This window comes from Scytonema hofmannii PCC 7110 (genome assembly GCF_000346485.2).
Classification (GTDB): Bacteria; Cyanobacteriota; Cyanobacteriia; order Cyanobacteriales; family Nostocaceae; genus Scytonema; species Scytonema hofmannii.
In genome coordinates, this window is the sequence record NZ_KQ976354.1 from 2002050 (window position 1) to 2023196 (window position 21147).

Consider the following 21147-nt stretch of genomic DNA (forward strand, 5'->3'; position numbering starts at 1 on the left):
TGCAACAAGCCCATTAATCAGCCCTTTGTAACTGAGCCACTTTAGGGTCGATAATTTTTTGCCCTAAACTAGCAAACTTAATCGCTAATGAAACCTTACTGCTAGAACCAAAAATGTGAGTAATCTCCCCAACACCAAAAGTTTTGTGAAGAACCCGATCGCCTACTTGCCAATTTTCTGTCACACCCTTTTTCCCACGGGCTGCACTCTGCTGTAGATTAGCACCCGCACGTTGAATATAAGCCATTTGACTCTTGCGTTGAGACGCCATAAGTTCTTCAGGCAATTCATCCAGAAATTGCGATCGCAAAGCAGGTTCCCTAGATCCATACAAACGACGTTCTCTCGCATAGGTTAAATACAACCGTTCTTGGGCGCGAGTAATTCCGACATAACACAGACGGCGTTCTTCCTCTAATGCTGCGGGATCGTTCATGGAACGGTAGTTAGGAAACAGCCCCTGTTCCAAACCCACCAAAAACACTACAGGAAATTCCAAACCTTTGGAAGCGTGTAGAGTCAGCAAAGAAACAGCAGTTTCTCCTTCCTTCAAATTATCCAAATCGGAACTCAACGCGGTACTTGAAAGGAACGATTGTAGCGTCACCTCATCGTTTTCTTCCTGAAACTGTAGTACAGCATTGAACAATTCTTGGACGTTTTGCACCCTATCTTCGGCTTCATCTGTCCCTTGAGACATCAAGTCTTGGATGTAACCCGAACCGTCAAGGACTCCTTGTACAACTTCTGAAACAGGAAGCTTATCTAATTGTTCTTGCCATTGACGAATCAAATCCGCAAAGCCATTAACAGCTTTGGCAGAGCGTCCAGCTAATGTATTAACTGATGTCTCATCACTCAGTATTTCCCACAGAGTCGTGCCTAATTCTTGAGATGCTTTGATAAGTGAATCCACCGTAGCTTTACCAATACCGCGCCGGGGAGTATTGATAACTCGTAATAAACTGACAGTATCCGCAGGGTTTGAGATCGCTCGCAAGTAAGCCAAGACATCCTTAATTTCTTTGCGATCGTAAAACTTAATCCCTCCCACTACAGTGTAAGGAATATTACCACGAACCAGCAACTCTTCAAACGGGCGTGATTGAGCGTTGGTACGGTAAAGAACAGCAAAACTACCCCAGTTCAACTCTGGATGTTGATGTTCTAAAGTCTGAATTTGATTGATAACAAATTGAGCTTCAACAAGTTCATCATCAGCTTTGTGACAATAAATTTCTTCTCCCGCACCCCGTGTAGCCCTGAGGACTTTATCAATTCTTTGGGTATTGTTCTCAATCAGGTGGTTTGCTGCTTGTAAGATATTTTCACAAGAGCGATAGTTTTCCTCTAGCTTTACCATCGTACCCGTGTCTTCATCTGGTAAGCCATCGCCAAAATCTTGCTGAAATTCCAATAAAATGGTAAAGTCTGCCATCCTAAAGGAATAAATCGACTGATCCGCATCACCAACCACAAAAGCAGAGCGGTTTGTCCAGTCCCATGCACTCTTTTTCGGTTCCCCATTTGTCACTAACAGGCGAATCAAATTATACTGAGTTCGGTTAGTATCCTGATACTCATCCACCAAAATGTGGCGAAATTTGTTGTGCCAATAACCCAAAACTTGCTCGTTCTGCTCAAACAATTTCACGGGAACTAGGATGAGATCGTCAAAATCAAGTGCGTTATTTTCTGCGAGCCGATTTTGATAGTGAGTGTAAACCTCTGCAATCACCCGTCCCCGATAATTAGGTTGTTCTCGTTCAAATTCTTGAGGTGATAAACCCTGGTTTTTAGCGTTACTGATAGCGTAGCGGACAGAACGAGGTTCAAATTTCTTATCATCTAGGTTAAGTTGTTTAGTCACAATGTCTTTGATAAGAGTTTGAACATCAGACTCGTCAAAGATAGAAAAATTCTGCGTCCAACGCCGTCCTTTTTCATCTTCATATTTTCCGATATCAAAGCGAAGAATCCGCGAGCATAAACTATGAAAAGTGCCGCACCACAAGTGTTTAACGATTTTTTTCCAAACTTTTGACTCCAGTTTCGTTTGTTCGGATTCTGGCAACAAATCAAACCGTTCGCCGTGTTCCGTCATAGCCAACTGTTCGGCAAACAGCTTCTTAATCCGTTCTTTCATCTCCCGTGCGGCTTTGTTCGTGAAGGTAACCGACAAGACATTCTCCGGATCGACACGGTGATGGGAAATAAGGTTAGCAATGCGATAAGTCAGCGCTCGTGTTTTGCCAGAACCCGCACCAGCAACAACTAGTAAGGGACCGCAAAAATGTTCAACAGCGCGGCGTTGACTTGGATTGAGGTGACTGAGAAAGTCAGTTGTTGACATGGGATTACAGTGAGCAGTGACCAGTGAGCAGTGACCAGTGACCAGTGAGCGGTGACCAGTTAATGGTTACATTAATAAATAGTAGCTCTTACAAAGGCTGCTCAAGCCAAACAATTTTCAGCCAATTAAAAGTTAACGACGGCGAATCGCAGTTAAAATCCCCGAACCAATCGACAGCAGCACCAAACCCCAAATTGCTTCTTTGGGAATGTTCTTGACAACTCCAAACGCTTGTAAGATAAGGATTGTAGCTAAAATCACCAATAAAATTCCAGTAATATACAAAAAAATGCTGACACCAAGGCTGGGTGGTCTAGTCACAAACTTTACTCCTCACATTCAAAATATAAGTATTTGTGCATTCGCTTTTTGATGCAATCTAGATATTAACGTACCTATGTGTTTTCCTTTATAAAAAATTGCTGCAACTCATCAAATGTATTAGGGCATGACCCGACTTAAAATATTTATAGTTGATCCGCCAAATTAAGCAACGTTATACAATGCATGGATTTTGCATTAATAAAGCTTTGCATAGATTTAATGTCACCCAACTTATAGATAAAATTTATGCAAGTCCAGTTAAGAGGCAAAAATAAGATGCTTTCATCTCCTATCTTTTTGCAGATGCCGATGTCCAAGAAATAAATTATCCGGTGATTGTGGGACGGGCGTCCTCGCCCGTTCTATATCAGTGGCGGGTTGTGAGCACCGCACCACAAGAGAAAGTTGGATATTTTTTTATTTGGAAGTCCCTAAACTTCTTGTGCGGAAAGCGCAAAAATCAAGGTTCTGAAACCCACGTAGGTGGGTTTTGCCTGTGTAACCGTAAATTCTATTCACCAAGGCTTTTGAGACATCCTCTAAGCCCCCATTCCAGAATATCGCTTTAATCCCCGCCGCCACAGCATACGGTTGAAGCCCAGGAATAGCAAAATCCAGCCTATCATTAACCAAAATCCTCGCCCAACATTTGTAGGTAGACCTATCAAAAGACTTGCAGGAAAATCAATCATATAGGGAAATGGGGTACAAAGAACGATCGCCCGTACAGGTTCGGGAAAAACCTCTAAAGGTGCAATCATCCCAGACAAAAACAAGTAAAACAAAAACCATAAATTTTCTATAGCACTAGCTCGTTCCGTCCAAAAAGCGAACATTGCAAAGGTGTATTGGGTAAGAAAGCGCAAAGCAAACGCTAGTATTATTGATATTACAAAGAGCAAAAAGTTCGTTAAACTTGGCATCCAAAAAGCTTGAGGATAGATAAGAAAAAAGACTATCAACAGCAACATGGTAAAAGGTAACCGAGCCGATCTTTCAGAAACATGAGAAGCAATATGATGCCAAACTGGATCGATTGGTTGTAGTAATCGAGGTGAAAGTTTGCCTTCTACTATCTCCCTTTCAAATTCCCAAATAACCCATACAACTGTGATTTGTCTCACTAAGAAAACTGCAATAAAGTAACGAGCAAAATCCACAGGTGTTAAACTAAACTGTCCTCCTTGCGCTGCTTGTATCCAAACTCCCATCAGAATAATTGGCAAAGAGTTTGCCAGTACCCATAGCAGGAGTTCTGAGCGATATTCCAGCATATAGGCATAGTACACAGAAAGGAACGTTAGGCTTTGCCTTAAAATTCGTTTTAGCATATGTTTGATTAGTTGTTAGTTGTTAGTTGTTAATTGTTGGTTGTTAGTTGTTGGTTGTTAGTTGTTAGTTGTTCACCACTATCTACTAACCACTATCTACTAACCACTATCTACTAACGACTCCCGCTTGAAACACTCGACCAATCACTTCTTCTACAGGTGGTTCTGTCACTGTTAAATCAACGACATCTAAGTCAGCTAAGATACGGGAAACAGTGCGGGTCAGTGACTCTTGCTGCACCATAAAACACACAGAGCGTCCCTCTATATGTCGTACATCACCATAAGATGTGAGTTTTTCTTTAGGAAGAGGATTCATTAATTCCAAATGAATTTCTTTATAAGGGGCAAAACTTTCTAGCAGCCCGTCCAGACTGCCATCATACATCAACTTTCCTTGGTGAATCAGCAGAACTCTTTGACACAAAGCAGTAATATCAGCCATATAATGACTTGTTAACAGCACTGTTGCTTGGTAGCGCTGATTATATTCGCGTAAGAAATCGCGCACTCCTATTTGAGCATTTACGTCTAGCCCTAGAGTTGGTTCATCTAAAAACAACACTTGGGGACGGTGTAAAAGTGCTGCTAATAATTCTGCTTTCATCCGTTCACCTAAAGAGAGTTTTCGCACGGGCTGGTTAAGTTTGCCTTGTAGCAAAAGCATCTCCGTTAATTCCCCTACTCGATGTCGGAACTCTCGATCTGGGATGTTGTAGACAGCAGCATTAATTTTTAAGGAATCAAGTGCTGGTAAATCCCAAAGTAACTGTTGTTTTTGCCCCATTACTAAAGTAATTTTTTGCAAAAACCCTTCATGACGGTGAAATGGTACGTATCCAGCAACTCTCACTTGACCAACGGAAGGATAAATCAATCCTGTCAGCATCTTCAGCGTTGTGGTTTTACCTGCACCGTTCGGTCCTAAGAATCCTACTACCTCACCAGGTGCAATCTCAAAGGAGACACCTTGAACTGCTTTAATTTCTCGGTAGGTACGGCGGAAAAAATGAGTTATTGTTCCTACAATACCTGGTTCTTTAACAGCAACAGGGTAAACCTTACTTAGGTTTTGAACCGATATTATACTGCGATCGCTAGAGTTAGATGCACGATAAGTATCAGATACAAGGGATTCTGGGGACATATATTAGGAGAACTGGGTAGGGGGTTAGAGGCTAGGGAAGAGGAATTTTCATCTACCCTGATATATACACTACATAACGACTACTTGTATGTTTTAAGATTGTATTGTTTTTGTAGTCACACAACAATACACCTCAAGTTTAGTTAGCCCTAATGAGTCGTTAGTACTCGACCAGATTAATTGTGAGGATCTGTAAGATCCCCGACTTCTTCAATTCGTCGGGGATCTGAGCAAACTTACTGCCTTCCTTATAAAATGACTGTATATTTTTAACGCAAGCGACCAGACCGCAGAATACTAACAATCAACCACAGCCCCAACAAACTCGCAAATGCAAACAACACATTACTCAAAAATGATAACTGAGATGTCCGTGCATTACTAGAAATAATTGCTGCACCCATAATCAGTGAACCTACTAAGATGCTGAAAGAAAGACGATTAGCAGCATCGTCTGTGGTGCGCCGCAAACCATCCAATCCCCGCACTGATATATTCCATTGTAGAGTTTCCGAGGTGATTCGGTCTAGTAGCAATTCTATCTGACGGGGAGATTGTAAAGAGAGACTTTTCAGATCCAATGCGGTTCTGAGGAGCGATCGCACGGGGCTATCCCCAACGAGCTGTCGGCGGAACAAATCTGTCAGTAATGGCTGAATTTCGTCGATAAAGTTGACTTCTGGGTTAAATCCCCGTGCTACCCCCTCCAAATTAGCTAGTGTTTTAGCATACAATCCCATATTGCTGGGTAAGCGAATCTTATTGTTACGGGCTACTTGCAAAAGTTCATAAATAATTTGACTAAAATTCATTTGAGACAAGCTCAAGTTATAATATTTTCGCAGCATCCGGTCGTAGTCATTTTCCAACCGTCTCAAAATCACTGGTTCAGCAGAATCCGCGAGTTGCAAAGTTAATTGAGCACAACGTTGAGCATCCAAATCCACAATTGCCAGCAACATTTCTGTTAGTATTTGCTGGGTGCGCGGATCGAGCCTTCCTACCATGCCACAATCTAACAAAGCAACGCGACCATCTTTGAGATAAAACAAATTGCCTGGATGGGGATCGGCATGAAAGAACCCATCTATATAAAGTTGCTGGAAGAAAGCACGGAATAAAATGCTGGTAATTGCTTGTCGTTTGGCAGCAGGATCTGTGTCATTTTGCGGATTCTCTAAATCTGCCATCAGCAGGGGAACACCGTCAAGCCACTCCATAACGAGTAACTTTGGTGACGTTAAATCCCAAAAGATTTCAGCAACAACCAATTGTTTGGGATCAAACCACCGACTGTTTGATAAATTGCGACGCAACTGGTCGGTAAAACCAGCTTCCCGTGTAAAATCTAACTCGGCTTCCAGCGCTTTGGTAAATTCTTCAGCAATAGATTTGATTTCATACGTTTGCCCAAACTCAGTACGCGCCACCAAATCAGCAATCCCTTGAATCAAAGCAATATCTTGGGCAACAGTAATATCAATTCCCGGTCGTTGTACCTTGAGTGCGACTTCCCGACCACTTGCAAGGGTAGCATGGTGTGTTTGAGCAATAGAACCAGCCGCAACTGGAATAACGTTGATTGTACTGAAGGTTTCTTCTAAAGGCTGTTTGAGCTGTTGGCGAATGAGAACTTCTACATCTGCCCAAGGAACTGGTGGAACTTCGTCTTGCAGAGTTGATAGTTCCTCAATATAGGAGCCGCTTAGCAAATCCGGACGCGTGGACATCAGCTGGCCTAACTTAACATAGACTGGTCCTAAATCTACCAAAATGTTTTTTAAGACAGCTGGTGTGGGTAACTGAGGTTCATCGGCTTTACCAAGTGTAATGAGTCGCCGCATATAGTCCCAGCCGTTGCGAAGCAAAACTTCAATAATTTCTCTTTGACGAGGAACTGTTTGGGTTAGGAACATTTTTATAGGAATTTTGGATTTTGGATTTTGGATTTTGGATTTTGGATTTTGGATTTTGGATTGGGCGTTGGGGGTTAGGGATTGTGAAAAACTATTCAATTCTCATTGCCCAATGCCCAATGCCCAATGCCCAATGCCCAACTTGATATACAAGGTATACTCAAAAATGCACTCCTGTAACGTCTTGCCCAGGTCTAGTTTTTACAGTAAATTGGTAAAGCGGGGATCGCTTTGTAAAGTTTTGAGCACTTGTTTGATTTCCTGAGTACGGTCTTTTCGGACAATAAGTGTGACATTGCGATCGCGCACAATCACAACATCGTCCAAACCGATAGTTACAATAACATCTTCAGGGTTGGAAGAATAGAGTATTGCTCCTTGTGTATCTAGACCAACGTGAGTAGCAAGTTCAACATTGGGAGTGTCTTCTTTTTTCAGTAAGCGCTCGATAGCATTCCAATCGCCCAGATCGTCCCAACCAAATTCTGCAGGAATTACATAAGCTAGACCTGTCTTTTCCATTAACGCATAGTCTATACTCTTCTTAGGTAGCTGGGGGTAGATGTTAGGACCGTGCTTTTCTAACGGTTCAATGATTTCCGGCGAGTGGATATGCAGTTCCTTGAGAACAACACCCGCTCGAAAAACGAACATACCGCTATTCCAGCTAAAACGTCCCGTAGAAAGGAAATTTTCTGCCGTTTGATGGTCGGGCTTTTCAGTAAAGCGGTTGACGTGATAAGCTGGCAAATCCTTAAAGCTATCAATTATTTCACCTTGTTCTATGTAGCCGTAACCAGTTGATGGAAAGGTTGGCTTGATCCCCATAGTTACAATTGCTGAATAGCTAGCCGCAAGTTGCGAAGCTGCATCTATGGTGTTTGCAAACGCTTCTTTATCGGCAATCCAGTGGTCGGCGGGGAAAAAGCCAATAATGGCATCTTCACCGTAACGGTTTTTAATTTCCAAACTTGTCCAGGCAACTGCAGCCGCAGTATCCCTTCCCTGTAACTCAACAAGTAAATTGTCGGATGGCAGTTCGGGTAGTTGTTCAAGAACACCCCGAGCAATCTGACTAGAAGTGATTACCCACAAGTTTTCCCAACCGCCTGCTAGTGGTAGCAGTCGGTCAGCAGTTGCTTGTAGCAAGCTTCTATTGCTGCCATCTAGATTTAAAAATTGCTTGGGACGGTTTTGGCGACTCAGTGGCCAAAAACGTTCGCCTTTTCCACCGGCAAGAATGACAGGGATTAGGGATTTAGTCATTGTTTCATGTCTAGGTTACTGAAGAACACTACAAGTGTACTGTGACCCTACAGAAGAATGAAGAAGTATAAAGTTGTTCTGGTGAAATAAGAGGGAATGCTAAGCAAGGATATAAGGATAACGGGTAAAGGATAACAAGACTTACGCACTCACACGAAAGAAACCTGGTTTCTGGACAGAGACTCATGGCGAAACAACAATTTTTGGTAAAGAAACCCGGTTTTTGCGTAAGTCCTAGGATAAAAACGGCTAACTTCATCTTTATAGAGGACTTATTGAATCCTTGACAAGGTGATTTCGTTCACTGGCAAGCTTGATAGCGTGCATTAACATTACGTTTAGGGAGTGGTTGAGTGGGGAGATATTCGTGGTTAAACAAGTAGCAAAGGCAAATCAGGGCACATCTGAAGCAGAGGAACAGTCACCAATTGAGGTGAAAGTAAAAGAGCACCAAAAAGATTCCCAGACTTATGTGGAGTCTAAAGGTTCCATTCCCAGCCAACTTTATTACAGGTTGGGGTTGGCAATGCCTCGATGGCTGTTCTGGATACTTACAGGAGTTGTGGGGATCACTTTATCGGGGTTATTAGTATCGACCTTGGCGCTTTGGACTCCGTTGTGGAGTGATATGGATCGAACAGATGAAGAGCTAAGTACTGGAGGTCAAGATACTCATAAAGGACCGTTGCCAGGAGAATTGTGGAGTAACATCTCCCAATATCAGCTCGCACGACCCATGAACATTTTAATCATGGGTATTGAACCTGTTCCCGGTAGTGTAGATGGTTCTCCGGAAAGTTTTTCTGGAAATAGTGACACAGTTTTGCTAGTACGGTTAAATCCAGAAAACAAAACAATTCGATTGCTTTCGATCCCCAAAGATACGATGATAGCAATTCCAGAAAAGGGATTGAATAAGGTGTCTGAGGCTAATGCCAAAGGAGGTCATGTTTTAGCAGCACGCGTAGTCAGCCGTACTTTAAATAACGCCCCTATCGATCGCTATATCCGCCTTTCTTCAGCAGGTTTGCGACAGTTGGTGGATCAGTTTGATGGGGTGGAAGTATTTGTACCCAAACCAATGGTACAAAAAGGCTCTACTGGGCGGTCATCAGTTAACTTGGTCAGTGGTTGGCAAACTCTCAATGGCGAACAAGCAGAACAGTTTGTGCAGTTCCGGGAAGAAGGGCTGGGGGATTTGGCAAGAGTTCAGCGACAGCAAGCGTTTTTGCTGGGGTTGAAAGAACGCCTTTATAGTCCCACGGTGAAGCCTAAGTTACCTCAAATCATCCGCCTAATGCGGAGGCACTTTGATACCAACCTGAAGGTAGAGGAAATGATGGCGCTGGTTAACTTTACCTTGAATATCGAGCGGGATAAGTTCCAGATGACCATATTGCCCGGTATCTTCAGCCCTATGAGTGCAGATCCTAATAACTACTGGCTCGATCTTACCGGACGAATAGACTTGCTTGATGAGTATGCCGGGGTGACAATCTCTGGAATGTCGCCAACCGTAAAACCTACATCACAACTGAAAATTGCTATTCAAAATGCTTCTAAAAAACCCCAACTAGCTGAAAAAGCGATTAAATATCTTAAAGACAAAGGCTTCGCTAAGGTTTACGCAGCGCCAGATTGGTCTGATACCCGAAGCGAATCTAAAATTATTGTTCAAAAAGGTAATCGACAAGCAGGAGAAAAAATACAGGAAATCTTTGGTAAAGGTCAGATTGAAGTCTCTGGCACTGGTGACATAGAATCTGATATTACTATCCGGATTGGGAAGGATTGGGAGTAGATAGTTGTTGGTTGTTGGTTGTTGGTTGTTAGTTGTTAGTTGTTAGTTGTTGGTTGTTGGTTGAAAACTACTAACCACTAACCACTAACCACTATCTACTAACCACTAACCAAGTTCAGTTGCCAGGTATTATTTGTGACACAAGAAAAAAAGGTTTCTCGTTCTATAGCGGGAATTGCGGGCATTGTTGCCGCAGGTACTTTAATTAGTAAAGTTGTGGGTTTAGTTCGGCAGCAAGTGATTGCTGCTGCTTTTGGTTTGGGTGTTGTAGCTGATGCTTATCAATATGCCTATGTGATCCCCGGCTTTCTGTTGATTTTACTGGGTGGGATCAACGGACCGTTCCATAGTGCTATTGTGAGTGTCTTAGCTAAGCGCAATAAAGAAGAAGCAGCACCTTTGGTGGAGACGATTACAACCATTGTGGGTGCGGTGCTGCTTGTCCTCACTATTATTTTGGTTCTTTTTTCTGGAAACTTAATCGATTTGGTAGCACCAGGTTTAAATCAATTGCCACAGGGAGGCGCTGTCAAAGCGATCGCCATCCAACAACTTCAGATTATGGCACCAATGGCAATCCTGGCAGGGTTGATTGGTATTGGCTTTGGAACGCTTAATGCTGCTAATCTATTCTGGCTGCCCTCCATCAGCCCTTTATTTTCCAGTATTACCGTTATTATTGGGTTGGGTATTTTGTGGCTGCAGTTGGGTAGTAAAATTACTGCCCCTGAGTATGCTGTGCTGGGTGGAATGGTTTTAGCTGCAGGAACTTTAGCAGGAGCCATATTGCAATGGATGGTACAGCTTGTCGCCCAAGCGCAAGCCGGAATGGGTGGTTTTCGCCTGCGATTTAATATCAATCAGCCTGGGGTAGGTGAGGTCATGAAAATCATGGGACCCGCCACCATTTCCTCTGGTATGCTGCAAATTAACCTCTGGGTGATTTTATTTTTTGCTTCTAATATTCCATCTGCTGCTGCGGCACTGGCAAATGCTAATCTCTTGGTACAAACACCATTGGGAATCATTTCTAGTATGATTTTGGTTCCCCTACTACCAGTTTTCTCCCGACTGGCAGATCCTAAAGATTGGCACGATCTCAAATTACGCATTCGCCAAGGAATTATCCTGTCTGCTTTTACCATGCTGCCTTTAGGTGCTCTAATGATTGCCTTGGCTGTACCTATTGTGCGCGTTATTTACGAACGGGGAGCTTTCCAAAAAGATGAATCTCAATTGGTAGCTTCTCTGCTTGTTGCATACGGTAGTGGAATGTTTGTCTATTTGGCACGCGATGTTTTGGTAAGAGTCTTTTATGCTTTGGGTGATGGGGATACACCATTTCGTGTCAGCAGTTTTAATATCTTTCTTAACGTTGTCTTAGCTTACATTTTTATCAATATTCTAAAATTGGGTGCTCCCGGTTTAGTGTTGACGACCGTAGGAGTGAATTTTAGCTCTACTTTAATGTTGTTATTTTTGCTACATCGCAAGATACGTGGATTGCCTTGGTTGGAGTGGAGTGTACCCATTTTGGGCATGGCTGTTGGTAGCGTGGTGGCTGGTGCAGCTAGTTATGGGACTCTTGAGGTTTCTCAAAGGTTTTTGGGTCAGGATGGGTTGCTAATTCAATTGTTAGAGCTATCTGTTGCTGGTTTAGTAGGCTTGGGGATTTTCGCTGCGATCGCGGCTTGTATGAAAATACCTGAGGTGAATGTCTTTGCATCTCGGTTGCAACAGCGCTTTCTGAACCGCAGATGAACGCAGACAGACGCTGATAAATAATACCATAATATTATCCGCGTGCATCCGCGTTCATCTGCGGTTATTTTAGCAAAATTAACAGACAATATGTTCACCATAGTGGGTGTAAAAACTTCACCCCCTTAGGTCACCTAAGTGTACGAGGGCATATCTTGTAAAAAAGGGGACTCTAGTACTAGAAAGCATTGATTTTAATGAACTCTAGTTACGAAAGACCTATGAAATTTACAAAATTAGCAACCTCTACACTTGTTTTTGCTTCTGTTATTCTTTCTGCTGGAATTGCCTCAGCACAATCAGTTCCAACACGCGGTACAAGTGCTAACTACTTGGGTGCTGGTGTTGCGGCTGGTGTGACTAACGGCGGACAAGATAATGATGCAGCAACGTTGGGTGGTAATATTCAAGGACGATTTGCTGTTCCAAATGCCCCTGTTTCAGTTCGCGGTTCTGTTCTGTTCGGTGGCGATGCAACAGCTGCTATGCCAATAGTCACTTATGATGTACCTGTTGCCAAAAATACAAATGTTTATGTTGGTGGTGGTTACTCCTTTGTGACTGATGAAGGTCAAAGCACTCCCTTGGGCAATAAAAATTCACCGGTTGTGACAATTGGTGCTGAGAGAGAAATCGCTAAAAACTTCGTCTTATACGGTGATGCTAAATGGGGTATTGATGCTTATGAAAATAGTTCTGCTGACGCCCTTAGCATTCAATCAGGTGTAGGCTTGCGCTTCTAATCCTTCTGAGTGCCATTGGTAAAGAAGGTTTATTGATGCCGCAGTATAAGCAGTGCTCTGTGGTACGGGCGTCCCCGCTGGTTCTAGGCAGGAGAGCAGGCGAGGACGCCCGCCCCACTCCATGTGGTCTATTAATCTGAAAAATGCTACAAGACCACTTTGCCCAGATGGAGCTTGAGGTTAAACATCCGCAGTAAAATCAGTGTAATGTTCAGTGTAATTGGCTGTAATGCTGCCATCAACAGAAAATGTGTCCCTCTGGCACCACTAATCAAGAAAAAAAGCAAGACCTTTTCCTAGTATGCGGACTCAAAAGTTTAGGGCAACATTGTGTTGCAGTCCTCAATAAGTACGATGTTAAAATCAGCGCTATTGACGATGTGCAGCCCGAACATTGGGAAGTCCCAGAACTACCCAGCTTACTAGAAAAGTTAATCATAGGAGACTGCCGCCAGCCAAGTATTTTGGAGCAGGCGGATATACGCCAGTGTCGTTCAATACTTTTAGTGACAAGAGATGAGCGGATGAATATAGAAGCTGCGTTTGCAGCACGGCGTATCAATCCGCAGGTTCGCCTGATTGTACGTTCTGACAAACAAAATTTCAACGAACTCTTGTACGAAAATTTAGGCAATTTTGTTGCCTTTGAGCCTACCCATCTTTCGGCTCATGCCTTCGCTCTGACAGCCCTGGGATCTGAAGCTATTGGATATTTTACTGTAGAAGGGCAACTGTTGCGAGTCATAGAGCATCAGGTACAACCAAAGGATAGCTGGTGCATTGGCAAACCAGTCTATAGACTCAATCTCACAACTCGCTGCATTTTGAGTCACACACCTGTTTCATCTAACCCACCGAAACAATTCTATGACTGGAATCCAGAAGCAGAAGTACAGGTAGGAGACACACTCGTTTACATTGATGTTGCAAGCGAATTGGCTTTATTTGAACAACATACAACGAAATCTCAGGACTTTTGGGGGCAGTGGCAACATTTTCTCCAAGCCATCACAGCGAAGAATCTCTGGCAGAGAACAGTGCAATTTTGGCAATCTTACTACCAAAGTCAAAATCAGATCCGGAGAATTGCGACAATCTATGCAATTACCGTACTCATACTGTGGCTCGTTGGCATAGTTCTTTACTGGTTGTATTATCCTCAGATCGCTCTCCAAGAAGCTTTCTATGCCACAGCAGTCTTGCTTTTAGGAGGATACGGAGATTTATTTGGCGGCGTTAAGTTTGCAGCGCAATTACAGGAATCGAATTCTATACCGTGGTGGTTGCGGTTGTTCAGTCTGGGATTGACGTTAACAGGTCAAGCTTTCGTAGGAGTCTTGTATGCACTGCTAACTGATGCTCTTGTGACTTCAAGATTCCAGTTTTTCAATTCCGAACCTCCCATGCCACAACGCAACCATGTGGTGCTCATTGGCTTAAATCGGCTGGGACAGAGAGTGGCTGCTCTTTTGCAAGAACTCAACCAGCCGTTAGTGGGAATTCATAGTACCACTCTCGACAAACACATTTTACCTGATATGCCCCTGATTGTTGGCAATGCTACTGAATCACTCGCTAAGGTGAATCTCTCTCATGCCAAAAGCATCGTTTTAGTTGGGGACGATAACATGGAAAATCTGGAAATTGGTCTGGTGGCTCATGCAATGAACCCCACAAGTCGCTTGATTATCCGCACTCAAGATCGCCAATTTTGTGACAATATAGCTCCTCTGTTTCCTTATGCTCAAGTTCTGTGTGGTGCAGTTTTATCTGCGGAAGTCTTCGCTTGTGCTGCCTTTGGAGAAAACGTTCTCAGTTTCTTTCACTTGAGCGATCGAATAGTCATGGTAACAGAATACAACATCGAAGAAGGCGATACCCTCAATGGGTTGCTTCTCTCTGAGATAGCCCATGGCTACGGTGTTGTTCCGATTCTCTACCAGAAATATCGGCAACAAAAATACTCGTTAATGCCCTGGGATGATGTTACGCTTTATGCTGGCGATCGCTTGATTGTTTTAGCCACAAGTAGTGGTTTGCAGCGAATTGAATGGGGTGAAATGCTACCTCGCCTTTGGCAAGTGCAGATTGAACAAGCGCTGACTCAAAATGCTATTGCTAACGGTGCAGAGAAAATCACCTTGATTGCGGGATGTAGTTCTACTCATGCTAGGCAATGGATAAATAATTTACCTATAGTGTTGCCAACACCACTTTATAAATATCAAGCTCAGCGTCTTGTGCGCGAGCTAAGAAAAGTGCAGGTTGTAGCAAGTGTAGTTTTCATTGGGCAATTCCATTAATTCGCTCTTTGCCAAATGCGCTGGATTTCGGCTTGGACTTGTGCTTTGGGAACTGGTACTGCTTTCACAGATGGATTCACTTCTACGCCAGGAACATTCTGATTCCAAGGGCTGTTAGCAACTCCTTGCAAATTAACGCCATTAATTGCTGGACGGAAACCATGCTGTACAAAGACTTTTTGTTGTTCGGGTTCTCTTATATAAGAGATAAAACTTTTCGCAGCACTGGCTGTTGCTGCATCTACATCTTGACGAAGAATTGCCGCAGTTGCTATTGTTTCAATGGTAGGATCGAGGTAGTAAATTTGATAAGGTTTACCCTGATTCTTACTAGATTGCTGCCATCGCGATAGGGCAAGACTTTCATAAACAGTTGCTACATCCGCATCATTAGGACCGCGAGTAATAAACTCTTGTAAAAGAATATCTGTAGAACGAGGTGGTTGGTAGACTGAGCGCTTAATTGTTCCAAATAGGGAACTCACCGTAGGATTGCTGAAGTTAGCATTATTAGGATTATCGCCACCAAATTTTGACAGCGACCACAAACTGAGAGTAACTTGACCGCTGTTAGAACGGCTGGGATCGGTCATCATAAAATCAAAGCTTCCCCAATCTTTTTGACCGCCAATTGCTTGCCAATTAGAAGCTTGCATAGCTTGTTCTACCCTTTGCCAAGAAAAGCGACCATTGGGGAAAAGAACTTTACCTCGTTCTAACCAAGCAACACCAACTAAAAGTGTTTTAGCAATTGGTTGTGGTGATTCTATAAATGGCTCTTTGTTATTTTGTGTTGTGTAGCGTTGGCGCAATTCATCTAAAAATTCAGCCGAAGCAGGTATCAAAATAGTTGGCTTTGGTTCAGTTTTTTGGTCAATGTAGTTATTAACAATATCTTGAGAACCTTGAAATTTTAACTCTATTTTGATGTTAGGATTATTTTGTTCAAACTTAGTTGCTAGTTCTTGCAACGGAGCTTGTAATTCTGTCCCGCTAACGATCGCAACTGTTTGTTCTAGTCCTGGTAAGGGAGCATAGGCTAAACCGAGTGCTGCTAGAGCGATCGCAATTGAAGTTATTGCCTGTTTCCGACGAAGCAATGAAGTTTTTTTGATAGTCATAAATGTGTTTCTCACTTCAGTTGTATATCAAGTACAAAAAAATTTACTTCTCTAACTATTGACCCACTAAAATTTCCACATTCTCCTGGTAACTATTAAGCTCAGCACTTAAAGAACGTAACTCATTAACTTCCTCAAATTTACTCAAATCGGAAGTCCGCAGCTTATTTTGTAAATGCTGCAATATACCTGCAGTCTCTTGAATTAAAGTGTAGAGATTCACGATTTGTGCTTGTCGAGTATCTTCACCTGCTTTTGCCAATTGAATATTGCGTTTTAAGCTATCGGCTAATTTCTCTAAATGCTCGCGTGCAGACCCAGAACTTGCACCTAATTTATTTTGAACTTCTAGCAATTGTTGCTGTAATTCTGTAGGAGAGAGCAAAGAATTATGACCTTGGACGCGCCGGGATAGTTGGTCAATTTTTGTAGGAAGTTCCGTAGCTCGATCGCAAGCCTCTTCCACAATCACCAGTAATTCCATTTTAAAACTATCATCAGTTAACAAATACTTTGCTTCTTGACGCAAATCTCTCGATTTATCAGCCAAATTTTTAGCAGCATTATACAGCATTTGTAATTCCTTTTGTAATTGTTCTTTTGCCATTTTTTCTGCATCTGGTTCCCTAGACTTCAAAAAAGCTGCCCCCACTGTTACCACTAAAGCAGCCGTAGGTAATATAACAACATTAGGTAATCTCACAAAACGAACACCAACAACAAGGACAACACCACCAGCCAATACACTTAATGGGTAAAAAATAGGATTTGCCAATTTAATCATTTCCACGCATCCAAAATTCAAAATCTAAAATCCAAAATCCAAAATCCAAAATCCAAAATCGCTAAAACTCCACCTGTAATTCAGACATCAAAGTAGAAATTGTTGCAGGGTCTCCCTTCCGGTAATAACCACCATTAACTTGAGCAATTTTCTTCAATGCGTCTGGATTAAATTCTCCTTCATTGCCATAACCAACAGTAAAAAAGGCAATTCTTTTGTCACTACTAAAGTTACTTTTGCCAAGTTCTTGCTGTAATTGCTCTAAGTTAATTGAAGACTCAGAATCTTCACCATCCGTCAAAATAACAACAGCATTAATAGCATCTTTGCGGAGATTAGATGCTAACCAATTACGTGCATAGAGGGCAGAATCATATAATTTAGTCCCACCATCGACTTGCAAACTAGCAATAAATTGCATCCCCCGTTCTTTACCTTGAGGAGTTCCGTCTACAACGATGGGAGAGCGAATTGCAGAATCAAAATCAATGAGAGCAATCTTTTCTTTTGGTCCGAGGCTTTCAATATATTGACGCAAAGTACTTTGCACTGCAGGTAATTTATTCCCTTGCATAGAACCGGAAGAATCGACCACAACAATGACTTGTGAAGGTTTTTTGGCAAATTCTTGCCAAGATTTCAGCATTGCAGCCACCACTTCAGGTTGGGGGGGACGCAAAGAATCATATTTAGCATTGGGATCGACGCCATATTCGGGACTAAATTTTGCTCCCAACTCCACTCCAGGAACACCTGGTCTCAAACCGAGTTCTGTGGCAATTTTCTGTGCGTCTGGGGATTGCAAATAAGCAATAACTTTTTCCGCAGCTGCTTTTTCATCTGAACTTACCCAAGGTGCATTAGGTACGATCGCCCGCATATTAGAGGTAAAGGTTGCTTTTGGATAAATAGCTTTGTAGCGGGTTTGACCGGGTTGTAAATTGGAGTTGGCTTTAATCACAGATGATTCGTAAACAGAAGCGACAGATGCCCAAAATGAACCATTTTTGACCATATCGGTGGCTAAAGCATCTGTAGAAACACCGTAGCGAGTGATTTTAGTTTGGATATTTTGGATTTGGGTTTGGAATTTCTGGACATCTGTTGCTGTTAGTTGTTCGGGACGTTTCCCAGAGACAGACACAAATTGCGCCACAAGTGTTTGCAAGCCTGAATTCGAGCGAGTTGGTGCGGATTGAACAAAGTAAATGGGTAGTGTGGGACTACTTGCATCAAGTTCTTTGTGGGTTTTTGCCTTGGCTAATGCTTTATATACATCTTCTTGTTTTTGCAATCCAGTAGCAACATCTGTAGGAACCATAAACACCATTGGGCTATTTGCCAGTAAGGGTGCATCAGTAATTTGAGGAATATAGTTTTTTCCGGGGAAGACTTGATTGAACTGGTAAACTAACTGAGAGTGGTAAATTTCTCCATCTAAAGAAACTAAAGTAGGAAAGTCTGGTGAATCAGCTTGCAAGCTTCCAGATTGAAGTTGCTTGGCTTTATTAACTAGGTTTGTGACTATATCGCCACTTCCCATCGCCTGACAACTTAAGTAGAACGCTTTACCATCACCAAGCTTGGGTTTTGTTTGATTGAACTGTTCTGCTGCTTGGGTGCAGAATTGTTGTAAAGCACTACCGACTAAAAACTTGACTTCAAAACCCTCTCTAGGGGCGGAACTCACTTCAGACGTGCAACCAGCCAGTAGGAAAGTACCTAAGGTGACACTAATGTAAAATTTTTTTTTCATAGCCTGAGTTTGTAACTAGTTATGATAAATTGCGAAGGCACATTCGTATAGTTCCCTGAACTTGACTTCAGATAACGGTTTTTAGTTGAGAATGGTTTGTTTATTGGTAAGCTTGGTAGATAGGGTGTTTGAGTTTTATCCTTGCTTTTATAGATGAGCTACTACTTAATCAGGCTTGTTGTTAGAATTTATGAAATGAGCTAGATTTCTAACTTCAATCTGGGAACTATAAACCTGTCAAACTCCCCAGAGAGAAGCAAAAGAGCGTATGCGTTCAGAGGGGTGCTTGCGTTTTGGACAAAAATTAAATGTCTTGGGTTGTCAAAAAAGTTTCACTGCGCTTGCTCCTTGTTGTCCCCTTTGTCGTGCAAATCTTCGCCGCTGTGGGGTTGACTGGGTATTTATCTTTGTATAATGGACAGAAAGCGGTTAATAATTTAGCAACGCGGTTGTGCAGCGAGGTCAGTGGGCGTATCCATCAGCACCTTGACAGCTACATGACAACGCCCCGGATACTGAGCCACACCTATGCAGATGCTTTCGACTTGGGGATACTCGCTCCACAAGACCTAGAAAAGCTGCAACACTTTTTCGCGAAGCAAATACAGTTATATAATGTTGGTTATATTCTCTTCGGTTCGATCGCAGGTGAATTTGCATCTGCTGGACGTTCTGCTTATGACAACCGCATCAATATTGATGAGGTTTCGCAAAAACGACATGGCAATAGTGGAATTTACACCTACGGAACAGATGAGAAGGGAAATCGGACTAAACTCATTGAATACGTTAAGAATTACGCTTTTCAAAAAGAAGCTTGGTATGCACAGACAACCCAACTTCACAAACCCTTATGGAGTGATATTTATCAATGGGAAACAAAACCATATCCCCTGTCAATTTCTGCAACTCATCCTGTTTTTGATAAAAACAAAAATCTCATAGGTGCGATCGCGGTTGAGCAGCGCTTATCACAGATTAGTAATTTTTTACGCCTTCTTAAAGTCAGCCCCACAGGAAAAACCTTTATCTTGGAGCGCAACGGACTATTGGTTGCTAGCTCTGGTACTGAGCAACCTTTCACAATAGTCAATGGAAAGCCACAAAGACTTAAGGGAATAAATAGTCACGATTATCTCATTCAAGCAACTGCAAAATATTTAACACAGTATTTTGGCGGGATCGGCAAAATCAAAAACTCACAGCAGCTTAACCTTATGCTCAATCAGAAGCGCCAATTTGTGTTGGTCACTCCTTGGCGGGATAATTTGGGTCTGGACTGGTTAGTGGTGGTGGTCGTTCCTGAAGCTGACTTTATAGAGCAAATTCACGCCAATACCCGTACCACAATACTATTGTGTCTGGGAGCATTAATACTGGCTGTTATGTTAGGAATATACACTTCGCATTGGATTACGACACCAATTCTACGTTTAACTGAAGCAGCAACTGCTATTTCTAATGGTTGTTTAGAGCAACAAGTAGAAAATTCAAGAGTTCATGAAATTTGTGTTTTAGCCAACTCATTTAATCAAATGGCGGTTCAATTAAGTTCTGCTTTTACGAACTTAGAAAAGACGAATCAAGAACTAGAAAATGCTAATTCAGAGTTAGAAAATCGTGTAGAAAAACGGACAGAAGAATTGACGCAAGCTCTGCGAAACCTCCAACAAGCTCAAGCTAAATTAGTACATAGTGAAAAAATGTCTAGCTTGGGACAGATGATAGCTGGAATTGCTCATGAAATCAATAACCCAATAAGCTTTATTCATGGAAACCTTTTTTATGCTAATCAATACTTAAAAACACTAATAACAACTTTAAGTTTTTACCAAAAACATTATTCTCAGCCTGCAAGCGAAATTCAGAAATATTTAGAAGAGGCAGATCTGAATTTCATTCTGGAGGACTTTCCAAAATTACTTGATTCTATGGATGTAGGAACGCAGCGGATCGGCGATATTGTTTTAAGTTTACGAAATTTTTCGCGCTTGGATGAAGCAGAATTAAAAACCGTAGATATTCATACTGGGTTGGATAGCACCTTGCTACTTCTACAGCATAGACTAAAGCATAATACCCTTCATCAAAGCGCAATTAAAGTGATAAAAATGTATGGCCAGTTGCCAAAAATTGAGTGCTACCCAGGACAAATGAACCAAGTGTTTTTGAGCATATTAAATAACGCTATTGACGCCCTCGATCAGGGTTTGAGGGAAGAATTTTCTACTCCTCAAATTCAAATTACCACTGAAGTCGTACAAGACAACCGCGTCTTGGTTCGTATTTGGGATAATGGCTTTGGGATATCTCAAAAAGTGCTATCCAAGATATTTGACCCCTTCTTCACCACCAAACCCGTAGGTAAAGGCACTGGTTTAGGATTGTCAATATGCTACCAAATTGTAGTTGAGAAACACGGAGGTCAATTAAGCTGTATTTCTGCTTTAGGAGAGGGAACAGAGTTTGCGATCGAGATTCCGATTCAGCAATCGTAGAGTTGATTGGGTAAAACTCCCCAATTTCAGTAATCTTCCTATT

At 42.2% G+C, this 21147-nt stretch carries 14 protein-coding genes; 5 read left to right on the forward strand and 9 right to left on the reverse strand.

Going from position 1 to position 21147, the window contains the following annotated elements; genetic code table 11:
- Positions 1-13: 13 nt before the first annotated feature.
- From pcrA to WA1_RS08760, 6 genes are all read right to left on the reverse strand, one after another.
- Positions 14-2353: a DNA helicase PcrA gene (gene pcrA / locus WA1_RS08735; protein WP_017745447.1), complete on the reverse strand. Its 2340-nt coding sequence runs from the start codon at positions 2351-2353 to the stop codon at positions 14-16.
- 132 nt (positions 2354-2485) lie between these two features.
- Positions 2486-2674: a hypothetical protein gene (locus tag WA1_RS08740; RefSeq protein WP_017745446.1), complete on the reverse strand. Its 189-nt coding sequence runs from the start codon at positions 2672-2674 to the stop codon at positions 2486-2488.
- Positions 2675-3216: 542 nt separating this feature from the next.
- Positions 3217-4008 carry an ABC transporter permease gene (locus WA1_RS08745; protein WP_026134886.1) on the reverse strand — a complete coding sequence of 264 codons (792 nt, stop codon included), beginning with the start codon at positions 4006-4008 and terminating at the stop codon, positions 3217-3219.
- 106 nt (positions 4009-4114) lie between these two features.
- Positions 4115-5155 carry an ABC transporter ATP-binding protein gene (locus WA1_RS08750; RefSeq protein ID WP_017745444.1) on the reverse strand — a complete coding sequence of 347 codons (1041 nt, stop codon included), beginning with the start codon at positions 5153-5155 and terminating at the stop codon, positions 4115-4117.
- A gap of 269 nt (positions 5156-5424) precedes the next feature.
- Positions 5425-7071, reverse strand: a complete 1647-nt coding sequence (locus WA1_RS08755; RefSeq protein WP_026134884.1) for an ABC1 kinase family protein — start codon at positions 7069-7071, stop codon at positions 5425-5427.
- Positions 7072-7272: 201 nt separating this feature from the next.
- Positions 7273-8337, reverse strand: a complete 1065-nt coding sequence (locus WA1_RS08760; RefSeq protein WP_017745442.1) for a mannose-1-phosphate guanylyltransferase — start codon at positions 8335-8337, stop codon at positions 7273-7275.
- Between the two features lie 367 nt (positions 8338-8704).
- Between WA1_RS08760 and WA1_RS08765 the strand changes: the two genes are divergently transcribed.
- The 4 genes from WA1_RS08765 (at position 8705) to WA1_RS08780 (ending at position 14945) form a co-directional block, all read left to right on the forward strand.
- The gene (locus WA1_RS08765; RefSeq protein WP_017745441.1) at positions 8705-10138 is read left to right on the forward strand and encodes an LCP family protein; all 1434 of its coding nucleotides are present in this window, start codon (positions 8705-8707) and stop codon (positions 10136-10138) included.
- Between the two features lie 135 nt (positions 10139-10273).
- Positions 10274-11899: a murein biosynthesis integral membrane protein MurJ gene (gene murJ, locus WA1_RS08770; protein ID WP_017745440.1), complete on the forward strand. Its 1626-nt coding sequence runs from the start codon at positions 10274-10276 to the stop codon at positions 11897-11899.
- Positions 11900-12120: 221 nt separating this feature from the next.
- On the forward strand, positions 12121-12642 hold the full coding sequence (locus tag WA1_RS08775) for a porin family protein (protein ID WP_017745439.1): 522 nt from the start codon (positions 12121-12123) through the stop codon (positions 12640-12642).
- Positions 12643-12890: 248 nt separating this feature from the next.
- Positions 12891-14945, forward strand: coding sequence for a potassium channel family protein (locus tag WA1_RS08780; RefSeq protein WP_017745438.1), 2055 nt, complete (start codon positions 12891-12893; stop codon positions 14943-14945).
- Here WA1_RS08780 and WA1_RS08785 read toward each other — a convergent pair.
- The 3 genes from WA1_RS08785 to WA1_RS08795 form a co-directional block, all read right to left on the reverse strand.
- Positions 14942-16066, reverse strand: a complete 1125-nt coding sequence (locus tag WA1_RS08785; RefSeq protein WP_017745437.1) for a substrate-binding domain-containing protein — start codon at positions 16064-16066, stop codon at positions 14942-14944. The two genes, WA1_RS08780 and WA1_RS08785, sit on opposite strands and share 4 nt — an antisense overlap.
- A gap of 55 nt (positions 16067-16121) precedes the next feature.
- Positions 16122-16850, reverse strand: a complete 729-nt coding sequence (locus WA1_RS08790) for a BAR domain-containing protein (RefSeq protein ID WP_033335789.1) — start codon at positions 16848-16850, stop codon at positions 16122-16124.
- Positions 16851-16911: 61 nt separating this feature from the next.
- Positions 16912-18606, reverse strand: a complete 1695-nt coding sequence (locus WA1_RS08795; protein WP_017745435.1) for a VWA domain-containing protein — start codon at positions 18604-18606, stop codon at positions 16912-16914.
- Positions 18607-18914: 308 nt separating this feature from the next.
- Between WA1_RS08795 and WA1_RS08800 the strand changes: the two genes are divergently transcribed.
- Entirely contained in the window at positions 18915-21104 is a 2190-nt protein-coding gene (locus WA1_RS08800) for an ATP-binding protein (protein WP_017745434.1), read from the forward strand.
- The last annotated feature ends 43 nt before the right edge of the window (positions 21105-21147 follow it).

What these genes read in the sequence shown, in the direction of transcription:
- WA1_RS08755 (WP_026134884.1), bottom strand. Translation starts at nt 7,071, where the DNA reads ATGTTCCTAACCCAAACAGTTCCTCGTCAAAGAGAAATTATTGAAGTT.
- WA1_RS08745 (WP_026134886.1), bottom strand. Translation starts at nt 4,008, where the DNA reads ATGCTAAAACGAATTTTAAGGCAAAGCCTAACGTTCCTTTCTGTGTAC.
- WA1_RS08760 (WP_017745442.1), bottom strand. Translation starts at nt 8,337, where the DNA reads ATGACTAAATCCCTAATCCCTGTCATTCTTGCCGGTGGAAAAGGCGAA.
- WA1_RS08795 (WP_017745435.1), bottom strand. Translation starts at nt 18,606, where the DNA reads ATGAAAAAAAAATTTTACATTAGTGTCACCTTAGGTACTTTCCTACTG.
- WA1_RS08800 (WP_017745434.1), top strand. Translation starts at nt 18,915, where the DNA reads ATGTCTTGGGTTGTCAAAAAAGTTTCACTGCGCTTGCTCCTTGTTGTC.
- WA1_RS08785 (WP_017745437.1), bottom strand. Translation starts at nt 16,066, where the DNA reads ATGACTATCAAAAAAACTTCATTGCTTCGTCGGAAACAGGCAATAACT.
- WA1_RS08775 (WP_017745439.1), top strand. Translation starts at nt 12,121, where the DNA reads ATGAAATTTACAAAATTAGCAACCTCTACACTTGTTTTTGCTTCTGTT.
- WA1_RS08750 (WP_017745444.1), bottom strand. Translation starts at nt 5,155, where the DNA reads ATGTCCCCAGAATCCCTTGTATCTGATACTTATCGTGCATCTAACTCT.
- WA1_RS08790 (WP_033335789.1), bottom strand. Translation starts at nt 16,850, where the DNA reads ATGATTAAATTGGCAAATCCTATTTTTTACCCATTAAGTGTATTGGCT.
- pcrA (WP_017745447.1), bottom strand. Translation starts at nt 2,353, where the DNA reads ATGTCAACAACTGACTTTCTCAGTCACCTCAATCCAAGTCAACGCCGC.
- WA1_RS08780 (WP_017745438.1), top strand. Translation starts at nt 12,891, where the DNA reads ATGTGTCCCTCTGGCACCACTAATCAAGAAAAAAAGCAAGACCTTTTC.